Source organism: Vibrio ulleungensis, from assembly GCF_016900875.1.
Classification (GTDB): domain Bacteria; phylum Pseudomonadota; class Gammaproteobacteria; order Enterobacterales; family Vibrionaceae; genus Vibrio; species Vibrio ulleungensis.
In genome coordinates this window covers 14,046-27,325 of sequence record NZ_JAFEUM010000004.1, presented here as the reverse complement: position 1 = coordinate 27,325, position 13,280 = coordinate 14,046, and the positions used below count along the sequence as shown (strand labels likewise).

Below are 13,280 nucleotides of genomic sequence, written 5' to 3'. Positions count from 1 at the left end.
TTATTGGCCCTGCTCTGTATTTGATACTATCTTGGAGTTCGACACCAGGGACAATGGAAGAGTAATCATGCTCGGCGCTATTTGCTGCGACGCAATGCTGTATGCCTTGTCGATCTCAGTTTTCATCGAGAGATCGAGAGGTTGCCACTCTTTGTTATTGGTATCCCATGACCAGTAGTTTTGCCCATTTAGACTTCGTGCGACTAAAGAAAGGCGTCCAAGGTGTAAAACATCGACTTCAAGGTGCTGATCGCCCGCGAGGATTTGTCCCTGATAGAGGCCTAATTTTACGCCATACTCAAGCTCGATTTGGTACGCTTCTAATATACGGCGATACTTTTCTGCGTCACTGATGTCGGCGCGTGGCATCATGTCGTCCAGTCTGGCAATACGCTGTTGACGCGCAGTGGGGTTAAGTGGAATATCTTGCTCAACGTGCAGCTTGAGAGCTTCAATCATTTTATACATTAAAGGAACAACGCCTTGTCGAGTGGCATTAATTTGGTCTAATTGTCCTTCAAGGCTTGCCATCTCGAGAGTCTGACTTTCCACCAACGCGTTTAAGTGACCTTGATAAACCTGCAAGTTATCGACTTCTTGTTGAAGCTGCTCAATCTCAGCGCTGAGTTGAATCGATTGCTGAGCGCTAGTATCAATACGTTGCTGGCTGGTCGCCGCTGCGGTATTGGTTTTGCTCAGTACGTTTTTAGCTTCATCGAGATCCGAAGCGCTGCTGGCTGTAGGAAATGTAATTAATAAGCTCAACGCAATCCGTAAGTTCACTGATAAAGGCGTCTTAAACATAAGTCTCTGTCTTGTTTTGGGGTTGTTATTACCCCAGAGTTAAACGATAAAAGCCCACACAATGGTCATTGAGTGGGCGATAAGAATTCTTGCGTTTAGAAGTCCGCAGTCATACCAACATAGTAAGTACGAGGCGCTTCAACGTAGCCAAGGTATTCAAGCTCTGATGAAACGGATTCGTCGGTGACGTTGGTGATCCCAGCGCGAATACGTACATCGTCACTGACGTAATACACGGTGCCGATGTCTAACGTGGTGTATGGGTCTTGCGTGATATCACTATCGATCTTACGCTCGCCACGGTATCGGGCACTGACAAAGGTGTTCAAGTCGTAGGTTGGATTCCAATTTAGCTTCATGAGGCCAGAATGCTTATAGCGCTCAAGCAACTCTTCGCCAGTGGATTTGTCTTCAGTATCTAGGTAGGTATAGTTACCTGACAGGTCCCATTGCTGAGAAATTTGGAATTTACCCGCAAGCTCTACACCTTGAATAATCGCTTCCGAAACGTTTATGTAGGTTTTCTCACCATGGCCACCGGTGGGATTACCACTAGAGTCTTCACACTGGCGAGCGCTTTCGTTCCAGTCACCACCCATAGGGCAGTAACCATCGCTGCGTTCAATCAGATCTTGAACTTCGTTACGGAACAGAGCGCCTTCGATATTCCAACGAGGTTGAGAATAGAGCGCGGCTAATTCATAGTTCCAACTTGTTTCAGGTTTCAGGTCAGGGTTGCCTACGAGGTCACAACCACCTTTACAACTTGCCACAACGTAGTCTGGTTGGTTTTGGGTAAGTGTTGGCGCTTTAAACGCTTTACCAACACCGCCTTTGATCGCCAGATCATTAGTGGTTTGGTGGACTAAATATACCCTTGGGCTGAACTCCTCACCATACTGTTCGTGCTTATCCAATCGGCCGCCAAGTGTTGCAGTAAGCTTATCGGTCATTACCCACTGGTCTTGAACAAAAATGGCTCCTTGATAAGCAGACGAGGTGCCGCTCACCAAGTTTTCATAGTTCTCTAACTCACTGTGTTGATAGTCGATGCCAAAGGTTAATGTATGATTGTCGCCTAGATATGTGGTGGCAGAAGCTTCAAAAATTTGGGTTAACTCTTCGATGTCACGAGAAGAGCTACCAAGATCTGCGGCGTTTTTATCGACGACGTTTTCACGTGAATAGCGCACTTGCGTATCACCCCATGCCCAGAACCCACTGTGAGTAACAGCTTGACTGTTTCGCTTAACTCTAGAGTTTGAGTAGTTTACGCCTGTGGCAAACTCTGCTGCACTGTCACGTTGGTCATCACTGTAACCAAGGTCAAGATCCAGAGTTTGGTTTTCAGCGGCTTGCCAACTTAGAGTACCAAAAAGGCTGATCGAGTCACGACCTTCAAGGGCAGTAACATCGTCTCGTTCATGACCATTTGGGTGCTCACCGGTGTAGGGCTGCCATGCATCGCGACTGGTTTGGTTAACAGAAAAGCGCGCAAACAGTTCATCTTCAATCAGAGCTCCAGAGGTAGTAAGACCTACGGAGTGTTGTTGACCACCATTGCCGTCGTTAGGTGTGGCAATGTCTGTGCTTAGGGATGAACGCCACTCATTAGTTGGCGCTTTGGTTATGATATTTATCGTACCACCCATGCCATCCGAGCCATACAACGCCGACATTGGGCCGCGAATGATCTCAACGCGCTCTATAGAGTCTGCTGGGATAGTATTGAGGTCAAAATCATTGCCGCGAATGATGGCACTTGCCGAACTAAGACGGCGACCATTCACCATAACAAGGGTGTAATCCGAATCCATACCACGGATCGAGATCGTCTGGCGACCTGCGCGTGTACTGTCTAAATTAGATTCGACACTGGTGGCTTGAGCCACGATATCCGCTACGGTAATGCCTGGGCTGTTTTCGATCTCTTCCGCAGTGATAACAGACATTGAAGCTGGGGCTTCTTTGAGTGTTAGTTCAGTACGAGTCGCGGTGACAACCATTTGCTCATCAGTGTCCATGTGAGCGGAATCTGCTTGAACGTGAAAGATCGCAGATGAGCAAATTACGCCAACAGCGGTAACGAGCGGTTTACGAGTGAAGGTGGGAGTCCCTAGCATATCGGTATTCTTAATGTGAATGTTAATGAGAATGGTTTTCATTAAATAGCTAACGACTGGATAGTTCAAGCCGAGTTTCATTCTCATTTGGCATCATTACTATTCAAATAGTGAATAAGTTACCGAATGTGTATTTATGTAATGGAATGTGGGTGGTTGTTCCTGTGAGTTAACGAGCAGGTTGTTGTGGATATACCTCCTTAAAAACATCGCGTATCCAGCGACACATAGGATCATTGTGAAAGCGCTTATGCCAGTATAGGTGAACATCTCTCTCTGGGTGACGCAACGGCTCTGGAACGCGTTTGCATACCAGGTCTCTATGAAGACTGGCTTTTGTCGCAAAAGGTGTAGGGAGATGGAAGATTATGTCTGTGGTTTCTGCAATGTCTGGAGCCACGTTAAAATTTGATAACTGCAAGGGAACGCTTAGCTTACGCTCTTTACTAAGCAGCCCGAGCTCGACAAAGCGCGACTCAATTGACAGGCGTTTGTCTCCTTGTATTGAGATCTGCCCAAAGTGTGCGTTAAGCATATCGTCTACGGTAATTTCTTTGTTTGCCAGAGGGTGGTCTTTACGCATTAACAGTCGATAATCTCTGCTTGTTACCAGCATTCTATACAGGTTTTGCTCTGACGCAGTTGGCTCTTGCGTCGCGAGCACAAAATGAACGTCACCGTTTAACAAGGGCTCGAAGGGGCGTTTAGGAATAGAGTCAATGTCGACCACAATATTGGGCGCTTGTTGGCGAATATGTTTCATTACAGCAGGCATGAGGTGTGCTATTTGAGGCACTAAACCAAAAACGCGTACGGTGCTATCACTTTCGGCTGGGGTAAATGCATCACCATGAACCAACTTTTCAAGCCCGGTGAGTACGGAATTTAGATCTTGCTTGATAGACTCTGCTTTTGGTGTCAATTCATAGCCGTACGTTGACTTAACCAGCAGTTCATCATTAAACACGACACGAAGTTTTTGCAGTGAGCGACTCACTGTTGGTTGGCTCATACCGAGCGCAAGCGCGGTGTTGGATACATGCTTTTCTTCAAGCAGTTGTTTTAGAACAATCAGAAGATTGAGATCGATTTGACCTAAATTCATATTGTGAATATTCACTATGTCAAAAGTGCTGTTGACGCATATTGGCTGCATGATAGTGTAAATGCAATTAATAACTATTCTTATTTTGATCTAGATCAAGATAACTCATCATATGGATTCGATAATGCTACGCAAAAATAGTCTTAAACTGCTGCTTAGTGCAGCGCTAGTTGCAGTGAGTGCTTCACCCGTTTTAGCGAAAACCTACCAACACAGTATGGGTACAGTCGATATTGATGGGGTGCCACAGCGCGTTGTCGTACTTGGTTACGGAAGCCTAGACTTTGTTGACGCATTGGGTGTCGATCCTATTGCAATGCCTAAAGCGCTATTACCTGAAAACCTTAAAAAGTTTGATACAGAGGCTTATACCAATAGCGGTAGCATGCAAGAAGTGAATTATGAAACGTTATTTACGCTGAAACCCGATTTAATCATTGCTGAAGGCCGAATGGCAAAGATCTACGACGATCTAAAAGCGATTGCTCCTGTTTATATGTACCGTATTGATAGCACCAACTATTGGGAAACGACGCAAAAGCACTGGACCAATTTGAGTGAAATTTTCGACCAGCAAGCTAAGGGTGAAGCGCTGATTGCGGACATTCAACAGCAAATTGATGCGTTAAATGACACTAACACTCAAGTGTCTAAAAAAGCACTAACAGTGATGAGTAACGGTGGCAATATTACGTCATTCGCACCAGTTAGCCGTTTCTCATTCGTGTATCACGAAGCTGGCTTTGAAGTGTCGACCTCGGTCAATGTTGAAGCGGAATCGAATACACATGGAGATTTGATCTCGTTCGAGTACATTGCCGATGCAAAACCGGACGTCCTTTTGATCCTTGATCGTGACAAAGCGATTGGCAATGCAAGTGGCAACGCAAAAGAGCTGTTTGCGAATCAGTTGGTGGAGTCAACACCAGCCGCTAAAAATGACAACGTAGTGTATCTAGATGGTGCTGCGTGGTACTTGTCTGCCGGTGGATACCAATCGACACAAGTAATGATTAACGATCTAAATCGCGCCATCCGCTAACGGCATTATTATACAAATAGCCTGATGCGCTTACGTCCCAAACCAACGTTTTGGAGTAAGTACATCAGGTTTTCTACTTTATAACGACTATGAAACCTGCACATTTAATTGCTTTTTTTGTCCTGATACTTTTAGCCGCGACATCGCTTTCAGTTGGGGTTGCAAATTTTACCTTTGCCGATCTGCTATCGGGTGAAAGCCACGCGACAACCATATTGTTTACGAGCCGCTTACCAAGACTGCTCGCCATTGTATTGGCGGGAGCTGGGCTGAGTATTGCAGGACTGATCATGCAACAGATCGTGCAGAACCGTTTTGCAGCGCCTTCAACCACGGGCACCATCGACTGGGCGATGTTTGGCTATATGATGGCGCTTATTTTGTTTGCGGACATGAGTGGTTGGGTGCACCTATTCACCATTTTTGGTTTTTCGGTGTTTGGTACCGTGATTTTTGTTCGATTTCTACAAAGACTAAAGTTCAAGAATACGGTGATGGTGCCGTTGATTGGCATTATGTACGGCAATGTTGTTTCGGCTATGACTACCTTTATTGCCTATAAGTACGATCTTGTTCAGGCTCTTGGATCTTGGACAGTCGCGAATTTTGCGTCGGTGCTTCGCGGTAACTACGAGTTTCTATACATCGCTTTACCAGTGTCCATTCTCGCGTATGGCTACGCCAATAAATTTAGTGCGGCTAGTGTCGGTGAGACCTTTGCTAAAAACATTGGTCTTAATTACCAACGCATTGTCATGATAGGCATCATTCTGGTGGCGATATTGTCTTCGTCGGTGGTGATGATTGTAGGTATGATCCCTTTTCTCGGATTAATAGTACCTAATATTGTCTCGCTGTTTTTAGGTGATAATATGCGCCGCAACCTTCCATGGACTGCCTATACCGGAGTCATTCTGGTACTGCTGTGCGACATCCTTGGTCGTTTGATCATTTTCCCTTATGAAGTCCCCATTTCGATGATTATTAGCATCTTAGGCGGTGCGGTGTTTATTACTCTAATTTTGAGAGATAAGTCGAATGCTTAGTTTAACGTTCCCGCGACCGGTAAAAACGAAAAATTTCAGTAGAGATAGCCTGTTACTTTTAGCCTTTACTGCAATCGCGCTAATGATATGCGCGCTGTTTATTGGCAAAGGACTCACTGTCGATAACTACCAATTTTTTCTCTCGCGTCGGATACCTAAAGTATTGGCGATTGTGCTGGCAGCCATCGCTATTGCGTCATCGTCGTTAGTCTTTCAGACCATTACCGCTAATCGAATTCTTACCCCATCAATTCTCGGGTTTGATTCGCTCTACGTGATGATTCAAGTGATTTTGGTCGCGACGTTTGGTGGTTTTAGTGTGTTAGTCATTGACAGTAAAATCAATTTTGTATTGTCGACAGCAGTCATGATTGCGTGCGCCATGACCTTGTTCCATTTTTACTTTCGAGGACGGCAGCGCAACATATTTACGCTGCTTCTCATTGGTGTGGTTTTAAGCAGTTTGTTTAGCAGCGTGACTGGATTTTTCACTATGGTCATTGATCCTGACGAATTCACATATATTCAGGGATCAATGTTCGCCAGCTTCAACAACATTAATTCTGAGCTGGTGTATTGGTGCACGGTGCCCATGCTGATGTGCTTTGCCGCACTTTTTAGGCTGGCCAATAAGCTCGACGTAATGTGGTTAGGGCAAGAAAACGCAAAAAGCTTAGGTGTCGACACACACAAGCTCACTATGCAGGTGATGTTCATTATTACTTTGATGGTCTCAATGTCGACCGCTTTGATTGGTCCGGTTCTGTTTTTTGGACTTATTGTGGTCGCGTTAACACGTCAGATATTTGCACGCTTCCAGCACCGATTTTTGCTATTAGCTTGTGCGGCGATGTCAGTGGTGCTGCTAGCTGGAGGGCAGTGGGCTGTTGAGAACTTATTTGACTTCTCGACCACTATTAGCGTGATCATCAACTTCCTTGGCGGTGGTTATTTCCTATATCTACTGATGAAACATAAATTCGATTAAAGGTCTGCCCAAGTGATTAAAATTCGTGGCTTAAGCAAAAAATACAATGATAAGTTTGTGGTAAAGGATGCCGATGCGCTTTTTCCACAAGGAAAAATGACCAGCATTATCGGGCCAAATGGTGCTGGGAAAAGTACATTACTGTCAATGGCTAGTCGGTTAACTGATAGCGATGAAGGACAAGTGCTGATTGGCGACAAACCTTTAGAGCACTGGGACAGTGGCGAATTGGCAAAACGATTGTCGGTACTTCGCCAGTCAAACAATATCAACATGCGCTTTACGGTTCGCGAGTTAGTCGCATTTGGGCGCTTTCCCTATACTCAGGGTCGTCTAACCGATCACGATAACCAGGTTATTGACCGAGCACTGCATCATCTCGATATTGAACCCTTGCAAGACCGGTATATTGACCAACTGTCGGGTGGTCAGCGTCAAATGGCGTTTATTGCGATGGTCGTCGCACAAGATACTGACTACATTTTTCTTGATGAGCCGCTTAATAATCTTGACATTAAGCATTCGGTCGACATTATGGCAACCCTAAAAAAACTGGCCGAAAAACATAATAAGGCGGTGGTCATAGTGATACACGATATTAATTTTGCGTCATGTTACTCAGACAATATAGTGGCGATGAAACAGGGTGAGGTGATCAAAAGCGGCACGGTTGATGAAGTGATTCAGGAGTCAGTTCTAAGTGATATCTATGAAATCCCATTTACAGTTCAAGATAGCAACGGGCATCGTATCTCACTCTATTACCGTCGTTAGTCCTGTTAGCGGCGAGCACTATTTGCAATAAACACTGCAAGTACAATGAAATCAATACATATCAGATACTTACGTTTAAATATTATTGTTAGGTTAATCAACCTAGTGAGTTTTGCGTTTCAGTAGTGTGATTTGGCTCAAATTGTCATATGATAGCGCCCCCAATATTTGTTAGACCTTGAGCGTGTATAGTTTTCGTCATTTTCCATTGCGTAGATTGCTGATCCTAGCGATGCTGGTACTTCCGATAGTACTGGGCACTTTATCGCTTGAGCACGCAATGGAAATGGATCACGATGTTCATGAAGAACATCAGTGTGAAATGTACGATGCGATCCAAAATGCGCTGTCTAATCCTGTCGAAATTGACCCTGCACTCGACAATGCGAGCTGTTTTCATCGCTTCTATACGTTGCAGAAAAAACAAAATCACTCTTCTTCTCCCTATGCGCGTGCCCCGCCTATTTTTGTCTAACTCCTGTGCAATCTTCTATACGGCGTTTTGTCCGTAGAGGATTGTCTTCCCTAATACCCAATCATTTATATAGCGTTGAAACACAACGCTAGGGACAGTTATGACCGAAATAACCTATGCTTCTATCGTAAGAAAGAAGAAGCGCAGGCGTGGCTTTGTGTATGCCACCTTTGCCATTGTGGCTGCTTGCAGCGCCGCATTGTTGTTTACTGGCAATTCGCCAGACACAGTTACACCCAATAAATCCAATACATTGTCTATCAGTGGCCCGTGGGAAATCTCCAGTTTAGATCCGTCTAAGCAAGGGTATATTTTAACTCGCATGCAAGTCATTGAAACGCTGCTTAACGTTGATGACTACGGCACCATCACTCCGGGACTAGCAACTCAATGGGAAAGTCGTGACGAGGGCCTTAGTTGGCACATTGTGCTACGCAAAGGCGTTAAATTCCACGATGGTAGCGAGATGGATGCGAAAGCTGTTGTTCGCTCACTTGGCTATGCGCAGCGTAAACACGGAACGTTAAACAAGGCGCAAGTGAGCCGCATATCTGTGGTAAAAAACGATGAAGTGAAAATTGAGCTTGAAAAACCTTACGCCGCTTTTGCCTCGCTTCTTACTAATTACTCAAATGCGATCTTATCTCCAGCGTCGTTTGAGTTAGATGGCCAGGTAAAGACGTTGTATGGTTCGGGGCCTTACCAAATGGAGTCTTTTTCACCTCCGCACAAACTGACAGTGAAAAAGTTTGAGAGTTACTGGGACCAGCGCGCGAGTATTGAGTTTGCTACCTATTTAACGGGGCATCGCGCTGAAAGTCGGTTACTGCAAGCCAAATCTGGTGAAGCGGATATCGTGTTTACCTTAGAGCCTTCAATGCTCAGCCAACTTTCCGGGAGTGATGAAGTTACTGTTCATAGTAATCTGATCCCTCGAACGCTATTGATTAAGCTGAACGCTGGTCATGAGTTTCTGGAGCCGATCAACGCTCGTAAAGCACTGAATATGGCGATAGATCGCGCTGCGATTGCAACCAATGTTTTGGGCTCGCCAGGATCTGAAACAGCGCAGCTCATGCCGAGCTCAATGTCGCAGTGGTTTATTGAGGGGGTGGAAACTAACCCCTACGATTTATCAAAGGCGAAACAATTACTTGCAGAGTTAGGCTGGATGCCTAATGCCTCTGGCATGCTAGAGCGAGATGGACAGTCATTTACTCTTACTATGATGACCTACGCCGATCGACCTGAACTGACCACGGTGGCAACCGCCATTCAAGCACAGTGGGCATTATTGGGTGTTGAGCTAAACGTTGATGTCACTAACTCGAGCATGATCCCTGCAGGCCATCAGGACGGCTCTTTAGAAGCAGCACTGATAGCGCGTAATTTCGGATTTAGCGCCGATCCATTGCCGATCATTAGCAGTGACTTTGCCCTCGGTGGCGGGGACTGGGGAACTATGAACTGGAGCAACGCTAAAGTAGATGCTGCCATATCTGAGCTGATTGAGACCAGTGGAGCAAATCCTCAAACGAATGAGTTAAGCCAAATTGTGGTGAAAGAAATCTGGAATGATTCACCTGTACTGCCTGTGTCTAGTTATAGCCAACATACCTCAGTGAATAAACGAGTGATGAACTTCAAATTTGACCCGTTTGAGCGCGACTATTTTATCAACCAGATGTTTTTTACTAAGGCGGGTAACGACTGATGTTGTGGAATCTTCTAAAAAAACACCTTTATCAATTAGTTTTGGTTGCATGGGGTGTGGGCACTCTAACTTTTGTGCTTATGCGCAGTCTCCCTGGTGACATGGCCTATCGAATTGCGGCCAGTCGTTATGGACAGGACAATGTCGATTCAGCAGCAGCTGAATTGGTGCGCCAAGAGCTTAACTTAGACCAAGGGTGGTTTAGCAGTTACGTTTCCTGGTTAGTGGATCTGTTGCAGTTCAATTTGGGTCATTCGCTGGTCAGTGGTCTTACAGTGAGCGAAACCGTCGCTCATCAACTTGGCCACTCTCTGTTGCTTGCTGGATTCGGAATTGTCTTGTCTGTGGTTATCGCTTTACCGCTGGGCGCCGTCACTGCGAAACGTGTCAATGAAAATAGAGCCAGTGCAATAAACCGTATTGCTATTGGCTTTTCGACATTAGTACGTGCGATGCCAGTATTCGTCTTAGGTCTGCTGTTGATCTTGCTGTTTGCCATGGAATGGCAGTTACTCCCGGTTGCGGGTTTTGGAACTTGGCAGCATCTTGTGTTGCCTAGCCTTACTCTTGCGATCAGTTTAGCGGCAGTTTCCAATCGCGTCGTACACAACAGTGTTCGGCAAGTGCTGCGAGCGCCGTTTTATCAATTTTCTCGTGTAAAGGGGTTAACCGAAGGCCAGACCTTTTTCCGCCATGGTGTGAGAAATATGGCAGTACCGGTTGTCGCCTTTATAGGCATTCAATTAGTCAGCGTAATTGAAGGCATCGTTATGATTGAGTCGCTGTTTTCTTGGCCGGGAGTGGGACACGGTTTGGCACACGCCATCTTTGCTCGCGATATACCGGTTATACAAGGGTGCGCCTTATCTATGGGTGTGTTGTTTGTGCTCCTTAACAGCCTCATTGACGTGCTGTGTTATTGGATTGACCCAAGAGGTCAGCAAGAGAAATGATGAAGCAATTTAATCGAAATCAAAAATTTGGATTGGCCCTGTTACTTGGACTGTTTATGTTCTCGCTGATGGTGGGATGGTTCTCTCCATACAGCATTGATGAACAAAACCTGTCTATCCGCTTATTGGCGCCAAATGGCGATCATTGGTTTGGCACAGACCACTTTGGCCGCGACATGCTGACAAGGCTTGCGAGTGCAATTGGTCTGTCTTTTACCCTTAGCGTGTTGTGTGTAATGAGTGCATCAACGTTAGGTGTGACACTTGGTGTGTGCTCTGCATGGGCCGGTGGTCGAGTTGAACAAGGCTTGGATATAGTGGTCAACATTTTATTGGCATTGCCTGGTTTGGTGCTGGTGTTACTGCTGTCAGCCATTGCCCCTGGTTCATTTTTTGTCATGTATTTGGCCATTTCTTTGGTGCAGTGGGTAGAGTATTACCGAGTGACGAGAGCAATTACACGAACCTTGATAGACAGCCCAGAGCGACAAGTGTCAGTGATGATGGGTTTTGGTAAGTGGTACCAATTTAAGCGTCATATTTGGCCAGCCGTTGCACCGTCAGTATTTACCATGGCAGCGTTTGGCGGAGCCAATGCAATATTGATGATGGCGTCATTGGGTTTTGTCGCAGTTGGCATTCAGCCGCCACTGGCAGAGCTTGGTTTAATGAGCGTTGAACTGTTCCCTTATTATGTAGAAGCTCCATGGATTCTAGCCCAACCGTTATTAGTGGTGGCGCTTTTAGTTCTTGGTTTTCATTTGTTAGCAGGAGTGAGTCGTGAATCTCTTAATTCAACTGACTGATGTGTCGATTTCGACGCAAGCAAAGGCTGGTATGGGCGAAGAGTCTTTAGGTGCTGAGCTTTTGCAACCATTGTCTCTTAAGCTTTATCAAAACAAACCAGTGACCATTTTGGGGCAAACAGGTTCAGGAAAAAGTTTACTTGCGCAAGCAATCGTTGGGTTGTTACCAAACGAGTTGAACCAAGACGGAAAGATAGAAGTCTTTGGTGAGACACATGATCGCCGCTCTTTAATTAAACTGTGGGGCAGCGACATGATTATGTTGCCGCAAGAACCTTGGCGCGCCCTTGACCCGTTAATGCCCGCATACCAACAAGTGTCCGAAGTGTACGAATGTTTGCAAGGGATGGATGAAGAGTCGGCGTTTAATCAAGCCATAGATGACTTAGATACCGTTGGCTTAAAAAGTAGTGCCTTAAAGCGACCAGGCCAACTCTCGGGTGGTATGGCTCAAAGATTGGCCGTAACCGTAGCGACCGCGGGTGGCGCTAAATTGATCTTGGCAGATGAACCAACCAAAGGGTTGGATATTAGCCGCCGAGACGATATTGTTCGATCGCTTGTCAGTCGTTCTATGGGCGGAGGATTACTGACCATCACTCATGATATTGAAGTGGCGCGGCAAATAGGCGGACAGATTATTGTCATGAAAGAGGGGGTTGTGGTCGAGCAGGGCGAGGCTAGTGAGCTATTGGCTCAGCCTCAACACGCTTACACAAAATCGTTAATCGAAGCCGATCCAAAGCACTGGGACACCAGAGTAAAAAGCGCTGTTGATAATAAGCCACTTATGACAGTGGACAAACTGGCCATTGGGCGCAGCGGTAAAGTGTTGTCTAAAGACATATCGTTTACTGTTCATGCCGGTGAAGTTGTCGGTGTGGTAGGAGACAGCGGGTGCGGAAAAAGCACCTTAGGGGATACGCTGCTTGGCTTATTGAGCCCCATAAAAGGCCGCGTAACCAAGTTAAATGCTAATGCACAGCCGTATCAATGGCTCAAATTGTTTCAAGATCCCCCGGCTGCATTTACTTCTAGCGTCACATTAGGTGTGTTGTTGGATGACTTGGTGTCTCTTCATAAGCTTGACCGTTCGGTCATTCCTGAGATGATGAAAAGACTTAAACTCTCCACTGAGTTGTTAAGTCGTCACAGTACGGAAGTCTCAGGTGGTGAACTTCAACGTTTTGCGATACTAAGAGCGCTGCTGCTTAAACCGGTGTTTTTGTTTGCCGATGAGCCAACCTCTCGATTGGATCCTATTATCGCAAAAGAGGTGACGGACTTGCTGGTCGATCTTGCAAAAGAGCAGGGATGTGCGTTGTTGTTGGTGAGTCACGATCCTAATCTCATAGAGAAACGTTGCGATACCGTGATAAGGCTTTGATCGCTATTTATATTAATCTAAAAACAAAGACGATGTATCTTATTGATGGATCGTCTTTTTTTA

The 13,280-nt window shown here is 45.8% G+C and carries 12 protein-coding genes; 9 read left to right on the top strand and 3 right to left on the bottom strand.

Annotated features, from left to right (window positions below):
• The 3 genes from JQC93_RS10985 to JQC93_RS10975 form a co-directional block, all read right to left on the bottom strand.
• Positions 1-804 carry a DUF3450 domain-containing protein gene (locus tag JQC93_RS10985; RefSeq protein ID WP_205158490.1) on the bottom strand — a complete coding sequence of 268 codons (804 nt, stop codon included), beginning with the start codon at positions 802-804 and terminating at the stop codon, positions 1-3.
• Between the two features lie 95 nt (positions 805-899).
• Positions 900-2,927: a TonB-dependent receptor domain-containing protein gene (locus JQC93_RS10980; protein WP_205158805.1), complete on the bottom strand. Its 2,028-nt coding sequence runs from the start codon at positions 2,925-2,927 to the stop codon at positions 900-902.
• Between the two features lie 169 nt (positions 2,928-3,096).
• A complete protein-coding gene (locus JQC93_RS10975; RefSeq protein WP_205158489.1) occupies positions 3,097-4,032 on the bottom strand; it encodes a LysR family transcriptional regulator in 936 nt (311 codons plus the stop codon).
• Between the two features lie 124 nt (positions 4,033-4,156).
• On the opposite strand from JQC93_RS10975, the gene JQC93_RS10970 reads away from it, so the two are divergent.
• The 9 genes from JQC93_RS10970 to JQC93_RS10930 all read left to right on the top strand — a co-directional run bounded on the left by JQC93_RS10970 (position 4,157) and on the right by JQC93_RS10930 (position 13,217).
• Positions 4,157-5,074, top strand: a complete 918-nt coding sequence (locus tag JQC93_RS10970) for a siderophore ABC transporter substrate-binding protein (RefSeq protein ID WP_205158488.1) — start codon at positions 4,157-4,159, stop codon at positions 5,072-5,074.
• Positions 5,075-5,163: 89 nt separating this feature from the next.
• Entirely contained in the window at positions 5,164-6,120 is a 957-nt protein-coding gene (locus JQC93_RS10965; protein WP_205158487.1) for an ABC transporter permease, read from the top strand.
• An 82-nt stretch (positions 6,121-6,202) separates the two neighbouring features.
• The gene (locus JQC93_RS10960) at positions 6,203-7,108 is read left to right on the top strand and encodes an iron chelate uptake ABC transporter family permease subunit (RefSeq protein WP_236009533.1); all 906 of its coding nucleotides are present in this window, start codon (positions 6,203-6,205) and stop codon (positions 7,106-7,108) included.
• Positions 7,109-7,120: 12 nt separating this feature from the next.
• Entirely contained in the window at positions 7,121-7,882 is a 762-nt protein-coding gene (locus tag JQC93_RS10955) for an iron ABC transporter ATP-binding protein (protein ID WP_205158485.1), read from the top strand.
• 184 nt (positions 7,883-8,066) lie between these two features.
• A complete protein-coding gene (locus JQC93_RS10950; RefSeq protein WP_205158484.1) occupies positions 8,067-8,357 on the top strand; it encodes a DUF2607 family protein in 291 nt (96 codons plus the stop codon).
• 100 nt (positions 8,358-8,457) lie between these two features.
• Positions 8,458-10,071: an ABC transporter substrate-binding protein gene (locus JQC93_RS10945; protein WP_205158483.1), complete on the top strand. Its 1,614-nt coding sequence runs from the start codon at positions 8,458-8,460 to the stop codon at positions 10,069-10,071.
• Positions 10,072-10,073: 2 nt separating this feature from the next.
• Positions 10,074-11,024 (top strand): ABC transporter permease, encoded by a 951-nt coding sequence (locus JQC93_RS10940; RefSeq protein WP_408068604.1) that lies wholly within the window; start codon positions 10,074-10,076, stop codon positions 11,022-11,024.
• On the top strand, positions 11,021-11,830 hold the full coding sequence (locus JQC93_RS10935) for an ABC transporter permease (protein ID WP_205158481.1): 810 nt from the start codon (positions 11,021-11,023) through the stop codon (positions 11,828-11,830). The genes JQC93_RS10940 and JQC93_RS10935 overlap by 4 nt, the downstream gene beginning before the upstream one ends.
• The gene (locus JQC93_RS10930) at positions 11,805-13,217 is read left to right on the top strand and encodes an ABC transporter ATP-binding protein (RefSeq protein ID WP_408068598.1); all 1,413 of its coding nucleotides are present in this window, start codon (positions 11,805-11,807) and stop codon (positions 13,215-13,217) included. The genes JQC93_RS10935 and JQC93_RS10930 overlap by 26 nt, the downstream gene beginning before the upstream one ends.
• Positions 13,218-13,280: the final 63 nt, after the last annotated feature.